14 protein-coding genes are annotated in these 14696 nt (G+C 70.6%); 11 read left to right on the forward strand and 3 right to left on the reverse strand.

What is annotated here, in order from left to right:
- Nucleotides 1–31: 31 nt before the first annotated feature.
- The 4 genes from MCHT01_RS17850 (at nt 32) to MCHT01_RS17865 (ending at nt 4402) form a co-directional block, all read left to right on the forward strand.
- Entirely contained in the window at nt 32–592 is a 561-nt protein-coding gene (locus tag MCHT01_RS17850) for a GNAT family N-acetyltransferase (RefSeq protein ID WP_067066989.1), read from the forward strand.
- Nucleotides 589–1320 carry a lytic transglycosylase domain-containing protein gene (locus MCHT01_RS17855; protein WP_245643402.1) on the forward strand — a complete coding sequence of 244 codons (732 nt, stop codon included), beginning with the start codon at nt 589–591 and terminating at the stop codon, nt 1318–1320. Before MCHT01_RS17850 ends, MCHT01_RS17855 begins: the two co-directional genes overlap by 4 nt.
- A 73-nt stretch (nt 1321–1393) precedes the next feature.
- Nucleotides 1394–3742 carry a DNA topoisomerase IV subunit A gene (gene parC, locus MCHT01_RS17860; RefSeq protein WP_084452891.1) on the forward strand — a complete coding sequence of 783 codons (2349 nt, stop codon included), beginning with the start codon at nt 1394–1396 and terminating at the stop codon, nt 3740–3742.
- 168 nt (nt 3743–3910) lie between these two features.
- A complete protein-coding gene (locus tag MCHT01_RS17865; protein ID WP_067066991.1) occupies nt 3911–4402 on the forward strand; it encodes an FxDxF family PEP-CTERM protein in 492 nt (163 codons plus the stop codon).
- Between the two features lie 69 nt (nt 4403–4471).
- On the opposite strand, the gene MCHT01_RS17870 is transcribed toward MCHT01_RS17865, so the two are convergent.
- Together MCHT01_RS17870 and MCHT01_RS17875 are read right to left on the reverse strand one after the other, a co-directional pair.
- Entirely contained in the window at nt 4472–5512 is a 1041-nt protein-coding gene (locus MCHT01_RS17870) for a quinone-dependent dihydroorotate dehydrogenase (RefSeq protein ID WP_067066993.1), read from the reverse strand.
- 191 nt (nt 5513–5703) lie between these two features.
- Nucleotides 5704–6654 carry a LysR family transcriptional regulator gene (locus tag MCHT01_RS17875; protein WP_067066995.1) on the reverse strand — a complete coding sequence of 317 codons (951 nt, stop codon included), beginning with the start codon at nt 6652–6654 and terminating at the stop codon, nt 5704–5706.
- Between the two features lie 181 nt (nt 6655–6835).
- Between MCHT01_RS17875 and MCHT01_RS17880 the strand changes: the two genes are divergently transcribed.
- The 6 genes from MCHT01_RS17880 (at nt 6836) to rpiA (ending at nt 12579) form a co-directional block, all read left to right on the forward strand.
- Nucleotides 6836–7828, forward strand: coding sequence for a DMT family transporter (locus MCHT01_RS17880; protein WP_245643404.1), 993 nt, complete (start codon nt 6836–6838; stop codon nt 7826–7828).
- Nucleotides 7829–7838: 10 nt separating this feature from the next.
- Nucleotides 7839–8972 (forward strand): 3-deoxy-7-phosphoheptulonate synthase, encoded by a 1134-nt coding sequence (locus MCHT01_RS17885; RefSeq protein ID WP_067066997.1) that lies wholly within the window; start codon nt 7839–7841, stop codon nt 8970–8972.
- 60 nt (nt 8973–9032) lie between these two features.
- Nucleotides 9033–9464, forward strand: a complete 432-nt coding sequence (locus tag MCHT01_RS17890) for a DUF6644 family protein (protein WP_067066999.1) — start codon at nt 9033–9035, stop codon at nt 9462–9464.
- Between the two features lie 141 nt (nt 9465–9605).
- Nucleotides 9606–10091, forward strand: a complete 486-nt coding sequence (locus tag MCHT01_RS17895; protein WP_067067001.1) for a DUF2141 domain-containing protein — start codon at nt 9606–9608, stop codon at nt 10089–10091.
- A gap of 17 nt (nt 10092–10108) precedes the next feature.
- Complete coding sequence (locus tag MCHT01_RS17900; RefSeq protein WP_067067002.1) at nt 10109–11794, forward strand: carotenoid oxygenase family protein; 1686 nt, start codon at nt 10109–10111, stop codon at nt 11792–11794.
- Between the two features lie 125 nt (nt 11795–11919).
- Nucleotides 11920–12579, forward strand: coding sequence for a ribose-5-phosphate isomerase RpiA (gene rpiA / locus MCHT01_RS17905; RefSeq protein WP_067067004.1), 660 nt, complete (start codon nt 11920–11922; stop codon nt 12577–12579).
- Nucleotides 12580–12643: 64 nt separating this feature from the next.
- Here rpiA and MCHT01_RS17910 read toward each other — a convergent pair whose 3' ends face one another.
- Nucleotides 12644–14194, reverse strand: a complete 1551-nt coding sequence (locus MCHT01_RS17910; protein WP_067067006.1) for a methyl-accepting chemotaxis protein — start codon at nt 14192–14194, stop codon at nt 12644–12646.
- Between the two features lie 137 nt (nt 14195–14331).
- Between MCHT01_RS17910 and MCHT01_RS17915 the strand changes: the two genes are divergently transcribed.
- Nucleotides 14332–14679 (forward strand): putative quinol monooxygenase, encoded by a 348-nt coding sequence (locus tag MCHT01_RS17915; RefSeq protein ID WP_067067009.1) that lies wholly within the window; start codon nt 14332–14334, stop codon nt 14677–14679.
- The last annotated feature ends 17 nt before the right edge of the window (nt 14680–14696 follow it).

A 14696-nucleotide genomic window follows, 5' to 3' on the forward strand; every position in this document is an offset into this window, starting at 1 on the left:
CTGACCGCAAGCCCGACCCTGGACGACCGCCATGCTGGAGCACCGCGTCACCCTTCGCCCGACCATGCTGTCCGACCTGGACTTCGTGGTCGGCGTGGAGCAGGACGCGGCCAACCGGCCCTTCATCACACCCTGGGAGCGCACGCAGCACGAGGGCGCGATCCGCTTCCCGGACGCGCGCCATTTCATCGTGGAGCTGGACGCCGAGCGCGCCGGCTTCGTGATCCTGCAGGGCTGCCGCAACCCGAATCGCTCGGTGGAGCTCAAGCGCATCGTGCTCGGCCCGAAGGGGCAGGGCGTGGGGCGCCAGTGCGTGCGGCTGCTCAAGAGGATGGCGTTCGAGCAACTCGGCGCGCACCGCTTCTGGCTCGACGTGAAGGGCCGCAACACCCGGGCGCAGGCGCTGTACCGCAGCGAGGGCTATGTCGAGGAAGGCCGGCTGCGCGAATGCGTGCGGATCGAGCCGGGCTCGATCACGCCCGACGGCATCGATGGCGCCGGCGACCGCGAGGCCTACGACGACCTGATCGTCATGTCGCTGCTGCGGCGCGAGTACGAGGCGCGCGTCGCGCGCGCGGAGGAGCCGACATGAGTCATGGTCGCCCCATCGGCACACCTCGCCCGCGCGTGCGCAGTCGCCTGGCGATGGCCATCGCCGCCGCGTTCGTCGCCAAGCTCACGCCCGCGCATGCGGAGCTGTGGGGCTATGTCGACGCGCAGGGCATGGCGCATTTCGCGCCCAGCCAGGTGGACAGCCGCTTCCAGCCGGTGCTGTCCTCGCTCAGCGGCATCCAGCGAGTGCCGGGCAAGACCGACCACGGCCAGCGCATGCTGACCTGGCTGGACATCGCGCCCGAGGTGAAGGCCGTCCAGCCTTATCTGCGCGAGGCGGCGGCGGCCACCGGCGTCGATGTCGAGCTGCTGAAGGCCATCATCGCGGTCGAATCCGGCTTCAAGGCGGACGCGGTGTCGCCGCGCGGCGCGACCGGACTGATGCAGATCACGCCGGTGACCGCGCAGCGCTACGCGACGGCGGAGGAGCTGCGCCGTCCGGCCGTGCTGACGGAGGCCCGCACCAACGTGCTGATCGGCGCGCGCATGCTGGCCGACCTGACCCGCCGCTTCGGCCGCATCGACGCGGCCCTGGCGGCCTGGAACGCCGGCGAGGGCGCGGTGCGCCGGGCTGGCGGTCAGATGCCTGACATCGACGAGACGCAAGCTCACGTGCACCTGGTGCTGGAGCTGTACTGGGCGCTGCTGCAGCGCAGCCTGGGCGCCCAGGCGCGGCAGATGACCATGGTGGCGGGTCCGGAGCGCTGAGCCCCGCATCGCCGCGACCGACACGAGATCCCACGAAAGAATTCCCACCGGCCCCGGGCCGGCATGAACCGAGATGACACAAGAGACCTTTGATTTCGAGACGCCCAACGGACCGGGCGGCCCGGGCGGGCAGGCCCCGTCGGGCGACGCGCTGCAGCTGGCGCAGTACGCGCAACAGGCCTATCTGGAGTACGCGTTGTCGGTGGTGAAGGGCCGGGCGCTCCCGTCCTACAGCGACGGCCAGAAGCCGGTGCAGCGCCGCATCCTGTTCACGATGGAACGGCTGGGGCTGGGCTTCACCGGCGCCACCGGCGCGAAGGCGGTCAAGAGCGCGCGCGTGGTCGGCGAAGTGCTGGGCAAATACCACCCGCACGGCGACCAGGCCGCCTACGACGCCATGGTCCGCATGGCGCAGGAGTTCAGCCAGCGCTATCCGCTGGTCGACGGCCAGGGCAACTTCGGCAGCCGCGACGGCGACAACGCCGCCGCGATGCGATACACGGAAGCGCGGCTCTCGATCTACTCGCGTCTGCTGCTGGACGAGCTCGACATGGGCACGGTCGACTTCCAGCCCAACTACGACGGCTCGTACGACGAACCCAAGGAACTGCCGGCGCGGCTCCCGTTCGTGCTGCTGAACGGCGCCTCCGGCATCGCGGTGGGCATGGCGACGGAAGTCCCCAGCCACAACCTGCGCGAGGTCGCGGAGGCGGCGGTGCTGCTGCTCAAGCGCCCGGACGCCAGCGACGACGAGCTGTTCGGCGCGATCAAGGGCCCGGACTATCCGGGCGGCGCGCAGCTGATCAGCTCCCCCGAGGACATCCGCGCGGCCTACAACAGCGGCCGCGGCAGCCTGAAGCTGCGCGCGCGCTGGAAGATCGAGGACCTGGCCCGCGGCCAGTGGCAACTGGTCGTGACCGAGCTTCCTCAAGGCGTCAGCACCGCCAAGGTGCTGGAGGAGATCGAGGAGATCACCAACCCCAAGGTCAAGACCGGCAAGAAGACGGTGACCGCGGAGCAGCTGCAGCTCAAGGCGTCGGTGCTGGCCGTGCTGGACAAGGCGCGCGACGAGTCCAACAAGGACGCGCCGGTGCGCCTGGTGCTGGAGCCCAAGAGCCGCTCGGTGGAGCAGCAGGACCTGATCAACACGCTGCTGGCGCACACCAGCCTGGAGACCTCGGCCTCGCTGAACCTGACCATGGTCGGCGACGACGGCCGGCCGGTGCAGAAGTCGCTGCGCAAGATCCTGACCGAGTGGAACGGCTTCCGTCTGAACACGGTCACGCGCCGCACGCAGCATCGTCTGGACAAGGTCCGCGACCGCATCCACATCCTGGAAGGCCGTCACCAGATCCTGCTGCACATCGACGAGGTCATCGCGCTGATCCGCAACTCGGATGAGCCCAAGCCCGCGCTGATCGAGCGCTTCAAGCTGAGCGACCGTCAGGCCGAGGACATCCTGGAGATCCGGCTGCGCCAACTGGCGCGGCTGGAGTTCATCAAGATCGAGCAGGAGCTGAAGAACCTGCGCGAGGAGGCGGACAAGCTCGAGGAAATCCTCTCCAACCCGTCGGTGCTGCGTCGCACCGTGATCAAGGAGATCGAGGCCGACGCCAAGCAGTACGGCGACGAGCGCCGCACGCTGATCCAGGAGGACAAGCGCGCGGTGGCCGAGGTCCGCATCGTCGACGAGCCGGTGACGGTGGTCGTCAGCCTGAAGGGCTGGGTGCGGGCGCTCAAGGGTCACGAGGTCGATCCGGGCGCGCTGGGCTTCAAGTCGGGCGACGCGCTGTACGGCGTGTTCCCGTGCCGCAGCGTCGATCCGCTGGTGGTGCTGGGCAGCAATGGCCGGGCCTACTCGGTGCCGGTGTCGGCGCTGCCGGGCGGCCGCGGCGACGGCCAGCCCATCACCACGCTGATCGAGCTGGAGTCGGGCACGCAGATCGCGCATTACTTCGCCGGCGCGGCGACGCAGAAACTGCTGCTCGCGGGTACCGGCGGCTTCGGCCTGGTGGCCGAGGTCGGCGATCTGGTAGGCCGTCAGAAGGCGGGCAAGAGCTTCCTGTCGCTGGAAGGCGAGGAGCGTCCGCTGCCGCCGTCGGTCGTGCCGGCGGCCGCCGCCGGCGTGCAGGTGGGCTGTCTGTCCATGAACGGCCGGCTGCTCACGTTTGCCATCGACGAGCTCAAGCACCAGCCCAAGGGCGGTCGCGGCCTGACGCTGATCGACCTGGAGGCCAAGGATGCGCTGGTCAGCGTCGCGGCCTTCACGACGCAGCTGCTGGTGGCGGGTCTTGCTCGCGGGCAGAAGCCCAAGGAGGAGCCGCTCAAGGGCGTGGCGCTGGCGTCCTACGCCGGCAAGCGCGCCAAGAAGGGCAAGGCCTGCGACCTGATGACCAAGCCGATGCGCATCACGGCCGGGTGATCGCGGCGGGTTGAGCACGGCGGTTTGATCGCGGCGGGCGGAGCGTCCGCCCGTTCTTACCGCTGTGACCCTCTGCAACAACTCTCGCCGTTTTCCGGCAAGACGTGGTGAAGGGTCGACATGCAAACTCCGTCACGCATGAGTTCGTCATGCGGAACGGAGTTCTTTATGCAGTTCAAGACCCTCGCCCTGGGGGCGACCCTGGCGCTGATCGGCGCCGCCGCCTCGGCGGAAACCTTCAGCTTCGAGCCGCAGGTGCTGACCCCGTCCACGGGCAGCTTCTCCGACGTCGTGCTGGGCAGCTTCACGTTGACGCAGGCCTCGAACGTCACCGGCTCGGTGCTGGCGGCGACCACCCTCGGCTTCGAGGGCAGCAGCACGCTGCCGTTGCAGTCGGTGTCCTTCTCGTTCGTCGGCCTGAACGGCCACACCGACCTGGATCCGAGCGCGACCGGTTTCAGCTTCGCCAATCTGGCGGCCGGCACGTATCAGCTGGTGGCCAGCGGCTCGCTCAGCGGCGCGGGCATTCCCAACTTCGCGGTGCTGCGCACGACGGCCACGGCGGTCGCCGCCTCCGCGGTCCCGGAGCCGGCGAGCTACGCGCTGATGCTCGCGGGGATCGCGGGCCTGGGCTTCGTGGCCCGGCGACGCAAGGCCTGACCCTGTCATCCAAAAGAGCGCTCCGATGGAGCGCTCTTTCGTTGCGGGTGGGAGAGGCAGCAGGGGCGATCAGAGTCGCGCCATCGCCTTCGCGCATTCCGGCACCAGGGCGGGGCCCTTGTAGATCAGGCCGGTGTAGAGCTGGACCAGATCGGCGCCGGCCTGCAGCTTGGCACGCGCGTCCTCGCCGCTGAGCACGCCGCCCACGCCGATGATGGGGAAGCCGCTGCCCAGCGCGGCGCGCAGCAGGCGGATCACGCGGTTGCTGGCCTCGAAGACCGGGGCGCCGGACAGGCCGCCGGTCTCGTTCGCATGGGGCAGGCCCTGCACCGCGTCGCGCGCGATGGTCGTGTTGGTGGCGATCACGCCGTCGATGCCGTGACGCTGCAGGCTGGCGGCGATCACCGCCACCTGGTCCTCGTCCAGATCGGGCGCGATCTTCACGAACAGCGGCACGGTGCGGCCGCTGTCGTCCTGCAGGGCCAGCCGTCTGGCCTGCAGCGGACCGAGCAGCGCATCCAGCGCCTCGTCGCTCTGCAGCTGGCGCAGGTTCTTGGTGTTGGGGCTGGAGATGTTGACGGTGATGTAGTCGGCGTGGGGGAACACGCCTTCCAGGCCGATCAGGTAGTCGTCGACCGCGTTCTCGATCGGGGTCGCGGCGTTCTTGCCGATGTTCAGGCCCAGCAGGCCGCCGTGGTGACGGAAGCTGTGCGAGCGCTTGACGTTGGCGATGAACGAGGCCAGGCCCTCGTTGTTGAAGCCCAGGCGGTTGATCAGGGCCTGCTTGGCGGGCAGGCGGAACATGCGGGGCTTGTCGTTGCCCGGCTGCGCCTTGGGGGTGACGGTGCCGACCTCGATGAAGCCGAAGCCCATCGCGCCCAGGCCGTCGATGCAGCGGCCGTTCTTGTCCAGCCCGGCGGCCAGGCCGATCCGGTTGGGGAAGCGCAGGCCGGCGACGGTGACCGGGTCCTGGACGCGCGTCTGCGCCCAGGCGCATTGCAGCGGGGTGTTCTGGAAGCGGGCGATGCTGCCCAGCGTCAGTTCGTGGGCATGTTCGGGGTCCATGCCGAACAGGAAGGGACGGGTGAGGCCGTAGGGAATCAGGGACATGATGGGGCCGGATTGTCGCATCGCCCCTCGCACGGGCCCGGCGCCGCGTACTCCCGGCGTGCGAACGGTGATGGGGAACTCGCCCTAGCTCGTTCGGGCCCGGGAGGGCTTGACGCCCGCCGCCGCTGTGAGGCTGGCGCTCGCTCGGGACATTCCCGTCGCCGTGATCGGGGACGGGGGCGGCGTAGCGCTCAGGCCTCGTCCGGCCGGTCCCAGGGGGGCAGCTCGCCGAAGCGCTCCACCAGGAAGTCGATCAGCGCCCGGACCTTCGGGCTCGGGAAGCGGCTCGGCAGATAGACCGCGTAGAGCACGTTGGCCTCGGCCGGCCCGCCCAAGGGCGTCCAGTCCGGGAGCAGGGCGATCAGGCGGCCCTCGCGCAGGTCGCGACCGATGGCGTAGGTCGGCAGCACCGCCAGCCCCATGCCGGCCAGCGCGGCCACGCGCAGCGACTCGCTGCTGTTGGCGGTCAGGCCGCTCTCGAAGCGCAGGGCGCCGGAGATCTCCGCCTCCCGCTCGCCCTCGGTCTCGTGCCGGAAGCGCCAGCGCTCGGGCGCGTGCAGGTAGCCGAAGCGCAGGCAGCGGTGGCCGGCCAGGTCGGTCACCGAGGTGGGCGTCCCGTGCGCCGCCAGGTAGGCCGGCGAGGCGCACAGCACGAAGCGCACGTCGGCCAGCTTGCGCGCGACGAGGCCGGGACTGGGGCGGCCCGTCAGTCGCAGCACGACGTCGAAGCCTTCCTCGGCCAGGTCGACGTAGCGGTCGTTCAGGCCCAGCACCACCTGCAGCTGCGGATACCGCGCGCAGAAGTCCGCCATCAGCGCGGTGAACTGCAGGTTGCCGAAGGCGGTGGAGGTGCTGAGCCGCAGCACGCCCCGCGGCTGCTCGCGCTGGCCGGCGAGCTCGGCGTCCAGCGCCTGCGCCTCCTCGAGCAGGCGCTGGGCGCGCTCGTAGACACCGCGGCCCTCGGCGGTGGCGCTGATGCTGCGGGTCGTCCGATGCAGCAGGCGCGTGCCGAGCTGCTGCTCCAGCCGCGCCACCTGCTTGCTCACCGCGGACTTGGTCGTCCCCAGCAGCTTGGCCGCGCCCGAGAAACTGCGCGCGTCGACGACGCGGGCGAAGGCTTGCAGATCTTCCAGACGACCCATGGCGTGCTCCTCGCGGTGCTTGCGGTCCAGGTGGTTGATGCGCCCGATGCGCCCCAGGTGGTTCCGCGGTTCGCTCGATTGTCATCCATTTGGAAACACTGAAATGAATCGACAGTGGATTGTGTCCGTGAGTGTTGATTTCTAGAGTCTCGCCATCGACCACACGCCTTGGGAGTCCGCCATGTCGACCTCCGTCTCGCACCTGAACGCGCTGCTTCGCTCCCGGCCACGGCCCGCCGCCGCACCCCTGGCGACGCCCGCGGCCATGCCGGCCGCCGCTCGACCGGATCGCCTCTCGGCGCTGGTCGCGCTGAGCATGCCGCTGCTGTTCATCCTGCTGTGGAGCACCGGCTATGTCGCCGGCAAGCTGGCGCTGCCCCACGCCGGCCCGTTCACGCTGCTGGCGTTGCGCTTCGGGCTGGCGGCGCTGGTGCTGATCGTGGTGTCGCTGGTGACGCGCGCCCCGTGGCCGCGCACCGCGCGCGAGTGGATCCACCTGGCCGTCGTCGGGCTGCTGATGCAGGTGCTGCATTTCTCCGGCGTCTACTGGGCGATCCAGCAGGGCCTGCCGGCCGGCATCGCCGCGCTGCTGATCGGGATGATGCCGCTGGCCACCGCGCTGGGCGCCCATCTCTGGCTGGCGGAACGCCTGTCCACGCGCCAGTGGCTGGGGCTGCTGGGCGGCGCGGCGGGCGTGGGTCTGGTGGTCGCCGGACGTCCCGTGATCGCGGGCGGCGAGGGCGCCTGGGCCGCCTACGGCGCGGGCCTGCTGGGCCTGGGCGGGCTGGTCGCCGGCACGCTGTACCAGAAGCGCTTCTGCGCCGGCATGGACCTGCGCACCGGCAGCGGCGTGCAGATGTCGATCTCCGCGTTGGCGGTGCTGGCCCTGGCGCTGTGGCGCGAGCCCGCCGCGCCGGACTGGAGCCTGGAGCTCATCGGCTCGACGCTGTGGCTGGCGCTGGTGAACTCGATCGGCGCCTTCAGCCTGATGTTCGTGATGATCCGGCGCGGCCAGGCTGGCGCCGTGGCGCGGCTGTTCTTCCTGATCCCCGGCGTCTCGGCGCTGATGGGCGCCGCGTTGCTGGGCGAGCGGCTGGGCGCGATGGCGGTGTTGGGTTTCGTCGTCTCGGCGGTGGCCGTGGGACTGGCTTCACGGACGCGCGCGGGCGGATAATCCGCCGGCCATGAAGAACCTCGACCATCCGCAGCAAGACCGGGAAGTCGGCACCGCCGACGGCACCCGCGACGCCACCCGTACCGACGACACGCGCATCGACGCGGTCCGCCCGCTCATCTCTCCCGCGCTGCTGCTCGACCAGCTGCCGCTCCCGGAGGGCTCGCAGCAGGTCGTGGAGACCGCCCGACAGGAGATCAGCGCGGTGCTGCACGGCGCGGACGACCGGCTGCTGTGCGTGGTGGGGCCGTGCTCCATCCACGATCACGGCCAGGCGATGGACTACGCCCGCCTGCTCAAGGACCTGCGCGACGAGCTCAAGGACGACCTGCTGATCGTGATGCGCGTCTACTTCGAGAAGCCGCGCACGACGGTGGGCTGGAAGGGCTACATCAACGACCCCTTCCTGGACGGCAGCTTCCACATGAACGAAGGCCTGCGGCTGGCGCGCCAGCTGCTGCTGGACGTGACCGCGCTGGGCCTGCCCGCGGGCACCGAGTTCCTGGACCTGCTGTCCCCGCAGTACATCTCCGACCTGATCGCCTGGGGCGCCATCGGCGCCCGCACGACCGAGAGCCAGAGCCACCGCCAGCTGGCGTCCGGCCTGTCCTGCCCGGTGGGCTTCAAGAACGGCACCGACGGCTCGGTGAAGGTCGCCTCGGACGCGGTGCTGGCGGCGCGCGCCAGCCACGCCTTCATGGGCATGACCAAGATGGGCCTGGCCGCGATCTTCGAGACCCGCGGCAACGACGACTGCCACCTGATCCTGCGCGGCGGCAAGGCCCCCAACTACGACGCGGCCTCGGTGCAGGCGGCGGCGGAGGTGCTGAAGGCGGCCGGCCTGCGCGAGCAGCTGATGATCGACTTCTCCCACGCCAACTCGTCCAAGAAGTACGAGCGCCAGATCGACGTCGGCCACGACGTCGGCGCGCAGATCGCCGGTGGCGACACGCGCATCACCGGCGTGATGGTGGAGTCCCACCTGCAGCCGGGCCGCCAGGACCTGGGCGAGGGCCAGACCAAGGCCGACCTGCTGCCGGGCGTGTCCATCACCGACGCCTGCCTGGGCTGGAGTCAGACCGAGCCGCTGCTGCGCGATCTGGCCGCCGCCGTGCGTCAGCGCCGCGAGCACCGCAAGGCCTGACCCCCGCGGTCGACCACGATCGCCCGGGCCCCGCGTTCATGAGCCGCGCCTTCTGACGACATGCTGAGTGGTCTGTCCGGACTGGTCAGCTGGCATCCCTGGGTCTATCCGGCCCTGGCGGTGCTGCACCTGATCGGGCTGGGCGCGCTCTTCGGCGGACTGCTGCTGCTGGACCTGCGGATGCTGGGCCGTGCGGCCGTGCTCGATCCCTCGGCGCTGGCGCGGCTGGCGGTCCCGGCGGCACTGGCCGGTTTCACGCTGTGCCTGCTGACGGGCGTGCTGATGTTCGCGGCCCACGCGGACGAGGTCTGGGCCAGTTGGGCCTTCCGGGTGAAGCTGGGCCTCATCGTCCTGGCGGGCTTGAATGCCCTGTGGTTCCACCGTCGCGGCGCGCTGCGCCGTCAGGACGGTCTGGCGGGCTGGCAGAGCGTGTTCTCCCTGATGCTGTGGATCGCCGTCATCGCCTGCGGGCGATGGATCGGGGTGGCCTGAGCGCCGCCCGCATTTCGCGACCCCGCCCGACGCTTCACGCCGTCCGCCGACGTTTCGTCCCAAGCCGCTTCGACGTCGCGGGACGGCTTCCTAGAGTGCGCTCCATCGACCCGACACCCGGGTCGGCCTCAGGAGCCCACCATGACGATCCGTCTCTTCCGCGCCGCCCGCCCGTTCTTCCTGGCCCCCTTGGCCACTGCCGCGATGGCCGGCCTGATCCTGATGGTGGGCGCATCCGCCGCGCGGGCCGCCGACATGGAGGTCGAGATCAGCGGCGTCACCACCAGCGGCGCCGGCACGGGCGCGCAGGTGCTGGTCGCCGCCTTCACCGGTGGCGAGGGCTGGCTGCGTCAGCCGGTCGCCGTGGGCCGCGCCGCGCTGAGCAGCGCCAAGGCGGGCGTCGTCACGGTGCGCCTGACCGGTCTGCCGGACGCGCCGGTCGGCCTCTCGGTCTTCCAGGACCAGAACGGCAACGGCAAGCTGGATCGCAACGCGATGGGCATGCCGATCGAGCCCTATGCCTTCTCGCGCCAGGCGCAGGGCAACTTCGGTCCGCCGAGCTTCGAGCAGGCCGCGCTGCCCGCCGGCACCGCCCGCCACGCCATCCAGCTGCCCGCCCAGAACTGAGCCACGAGGAGCACGACATGGACCGCGCCCGCATCGACGCCGCCCTCATGGCTTCCGCCGTCATCGACCCCGACAGGCTCGATCCCACCGTGATCGCGCCCGCTGTCACGGTCCCCGCCGCCACCGACCTCGCCGCCCAGGATCGCGCGCTCATGGGCCGCCGAGGCGCGCTGCGCGCCGGTGCCGCCGCCGCGCTGACGACCGCCGCGGCGACCGTGCCCCGCCTGGCGCTGGCTCGCGCCGGCGAGGCGCTGGCCAGCGCCGCCCACCTGGCCAACGGCGCCGCCGCCCTGAGCGCCGAGGACTTCGAGCGGGCCGTGGCCGAGGCGCCCGAGCTGCTGCCGCTGCGCGGCTGGTCCGGCGAGGACCGCGCCGCCGCCCGGCTGCGCATCGAAGGCCGCTGGCCCCGCGAGCTCAACGGCACGCTGTACCGCAACGGCCCTGGCCTGATGAGCCGCGGCGGCGAGCGCTACCGCCACTGGTTCGACGGCGACGGCCTGGTGCAGGCCTGGCGCTTCGAGGGCGGCCAGGCGAGCCATCAGGCGCGCTTCGTCCGCACGTCGAAGTTCGAGGCCGAGCAGAAGGCCGGCCAGTTCCTGATGCCGACGCTGGGCACGGCGATCCCGCCGCAGCGGCCGCTGACAGGGCCGGACAGCCTCAACGTCGCCAACACCAGCGTGTTGCGTCTGCAGGACCGGCTGTATGCGCTGTGGGAAGGCGGCAGCGCCTACGAGCTCGACGCGGGCTCGCTCGCGACCACCGGCGTGAAGACCTGGGCGCCGGAGCTGCGCGGGATGCCGTTCTCGGCGCATCCCAAGGTCGAGCCGGACGGCACGGTCTGGAACTTCGGCGCCACCGCGCGCCATCTGGCCGTGTACCGCATCGGCCGGGACGGCGCGCTGAATCGCCATCAGGTGCTGTCGCTGCCGATGTCGGCGATGGTCCATGACTTCGCGGTGTCGGAGCGGCACCTGGTCTTCCTGCTGGCGCCGATCACGCTGGACATGGCGCGCGTGCAGCAGGGCGCGAGCATGATCGCGTCCATGCAATGGCGGGCGGAGCAGGGCACCCGCGTCCTGGTCCTGGACAAGGAGACGCTGACGCCGCGCTGGTACCAGCTGCCGGCGAGCATGGTCTTCCACTTCGGCAATGCCTGGGAGACGGCGGACGAGCTGGTGGTCGACTACGTTGAGGCGCCGGCGCTGCCGGCGTTCAACGCCCGCATCGCGCAACTGATGTCGGGCCACCGCAGCGAGTCGGTGCCTTCGCAGCCGCGGCTGCTGCGTCTGCCGCTCCAGGGCGGCGAGCCGCGCCTGGCGGCGCGGGATGAGTCGGTCGAGTTCCCGGTCGTCGATCCGCGCGTGGTCGGCCGGCGCCACCGATACGTCTACTACCCGGTGCGGGTGGAGGATCCGCGCCGCTGGGGCTTCGACGGGGTGATGCGGCTGGACATGGAGACCGGCGCCCGCCAGCGCTTCGGCTTCAGCGAGCCGGTGATGCTGGAGGAGCAGCTGCTGGTGCCCAAGCCGGGATCGACCCGCGAGGGCGAGGGCTGGCTGCTGGGCACCGGCTACGACGTGAAGCGCCAGCGCAGCTTCGCCACGGTGTTCAACGCCGAGCGGATCGAGGACGGTCCGGTGGCGCGGGCCTGGCTCCCGTACTGGGCGCCGCTGGGCTTCCACGGACGCTTCTATCCCGCTTGATCCCTTCGGCTTCCGCCGAGGCTGCCTGGGCGGCACCACACCCGCACTGCCGGTCAGGCGAGGCGTGGGCGGAGACGCGGGGCCGCGATAATCGCGGCTTCCGTTCCTCCTCCTTCGAGCTCCCCATGACCCAAGACGAATTGAAGACCCTGGTCGGCCAGGCCGCATTGCAGTACGTGACGCCGGATACGGTGGTCGGGGTGGGGACCGGCTCGACGGTCGACAAGTTCATCGACGCGCTGGCCGCCAGCGGCATCCGCATCGCGGGCGCGGTGTCGAGCTCGGTGCGCAGCACGGAGCGGATGAAGGCGCTGGGCATCCCGGTCCTGGACGCGGCCGAGGTCGAGTCGCTGCAGGTCTACATCGACGGCGCCGACGAGATCGATCACGGCGGACACATGATCAAGGGCGGCGGCGCCGCGCTGACGCGCGAGAAGATCGTGGCCGACCTGGCCAAGACCTTCGTCTGCATCGCCGACGAGAGCAAGCTGGTGCAGGCGCTGGGCGCCTTCCCGCTGCCGGTCGAGGTGATCCCGATGGCGGCGGCGCAGATCGCGCGCCGCTTCCGCGCGATGGGTGGCGAGGCGGTGCTGCGCAAGGACTGCGTGACCGACAACGGCTGCCACATCCTGGACGTCAAGGGCCTGAAGATCACCGATCCGGCGGCATTCGAGGCCGACGTCAACCAGTGGCCGGGCGTGGTCACCGTGGGCGTGTTCGCCCGCAACAAGGCCGGCGTGTGCCTGCTCGGCACGGCGCAGGGTGTGAGGACGATGACGTTCTGAGCGTCGACGTTCTCAAAGCAAATCGGGGCCCGCGGGCCCCGATCTGCATGGCGCGTCCCCGCGCTCAGCGCAGGCGGAACACCGAGATCGCCGTCGCCAGGCGCTGCGACTGCTCCTTGAGGCTCTCCGCGGCGGCGGCGGATTCCTCGACCAGCGCGGCGTTCTGCTGCGTCATCTGGTCCAGCTGACCCACGGCGGCGTTGACCTGGTTGATGCCGTCGCTCTGCTCGCGGGCCGCGGCGCTGATCTCGCCGATGATGTCGGCCACGCGCTGCACGCTGGCGACGATCTCCGTCATCGCGCCGCCCGCATCCTCGACCAGGCGCGAACCCGACTCCACGCGCTCGACGCTGGCGCCGATCAGGGTCTTGATCTCCTTGGCCGCTTCCGCGCTGCGCTGCGCCAGCGAGCGGACCTCACCGGCCACGACCGCGAAGCCGCGACCCTGCTCGCCCGCGCGGGCCGCTTCCACCGCCGCGTTCAGCGCGAGGATGTTGGTCTGGAAGGCGATGCCGTCGATGGTGCCGATGATGTCGGCGATGCGGCGCGAGCTGTCGCTGATCTCGCCCATGGTGCTCACCACCTGACCCATCACCGAGCCGCCGCGCTGCGCGGTCTCGGCCGCGGAGCTCGACAGCTGGTTGGCCGTCATCGCCGAGTCGGCGGTCTGGCGCACGGTGCCCGTCAGCTGCGTCATCGAGGCCGCGACCTCCTGCAGGTTGGACGCCGTCTGCTCGGTGCGGGCGCTCAGGTCGTGGTTGCCGGTGGCGATCTCGGCGCTGGCGGTCCCGATGCTCTCGGCCGAGCCGCGCACGTCGCCGATCAGCTTCAGCAGCTGGTCCTGCATGCCGCTGAGCGAGCCCAGCAGCTGGCCGGTCTCGTCGCGACCGCCCTGGGGCACGCGCTGCGTCAGGTCGAAGTTGGCGATGGCGTCGGCCACGTCGGCGGCGCCCTGCAGCGGACGGGTGATCGAGCGCGTCAGCGTGACGGCGAACCACACGCCCAGGCCCAGCGCGATCAGCGAGAACACCAGCAGCGCCGTGCGGGCGCTGGCGTTGGTCGATTCGACGTGCTGAGCGGCCTGGTCCAGCTGCGTGCGCTTGTGCTGCACGATGGCCTGGATCGCGTCCTGGAACTTCGCGGCGGCGGGCTGGAACTCGCGGTCGAAGATCTCGCGCGACTTCTCGGCCTCGCCCGCCTTCTTGGCCGCGGACACGGCGTCGCGCGTGCTCAGGTAACCCTTGCGGGCCTCGCTGAGCGTCTCGAACATCTTGCGTTCCTCGTCCGTGACCATGTAGGTCTCGAGCTTCTTCTGCAGCTCGCCGGATTGCTTGGTCGAGTCGGCCGAGATCGTGGCGAAGAACTGGGCCAGGCTGGCGTCCGCGCTGACGGCGATCGCGCTGGTGCGGTTCACGCCGTTGGTGATGTTGCGGAACCAGTCGGAGGCCACGCGCTCGGCGGCCAGGTCCTGGTTGAACATCGTGTCGGTCTCGGCGGCGACGCGGCCCAGGGCCAGGTAGCTCAGGCCGGAGCCGACGAAGGAGATCAACAGCACCAGCCCCAGTACCAGGCCCAGACGTTGGCCGATGGTGCGACCCGCCACGAGATGAATCATGAAATGTCCCCGAATGATGAGAATGCGCCCGCTTTCAGGGCGCTTCCGTTGCCTATCGACCGGCAGGGGGAAAACTTAAACGGTCGGCGCGAAGGGATGCGGACAATGCGCCATCCTTCACATCCGGAGATTGATCGATGTCATCCGAGTGCCCGTCGAGCTACCTGCAGGTCATCGCGCATTACCACGTCAAGCCGGGGCTGGGCGATCAGGTCGGCGCGCTGCTGGCCGAGCTCACCGCCGCGACGCGGGGCGAGCCCAAGAATCTGGCCTACGACTTCTACCGGTCGCCGCGCGATCCGGATCGCTACGTGATCCTGGAGCAGTACACCGACGCGAGCGGCCTCGACGAGCACCGTGCCTCCGCGCATTTCCAGCGTCTGGGCTTCGGCACCATCATCCCGATGCTGGTGTCGCGCGAAGTGACGAGCTATGTGGTCCGGGTCGGACAGGACGGCCAGCCCGGCGGGGCGAGCGCGACCTGATCGGCACCGAGGATCGG

This window comes from Mitsuaria chitosanitabida ATCC BAA-476 = NBRC 102408, from assembly GCF_001598255.1.
Taxonomy (GTDB): Bacteria; Pseudomonadota; Gammaproteobacteria; order Burkholderiales; family Burkholderiaceae_C; genus Roseateles; species Roseateles chitosanitabidus.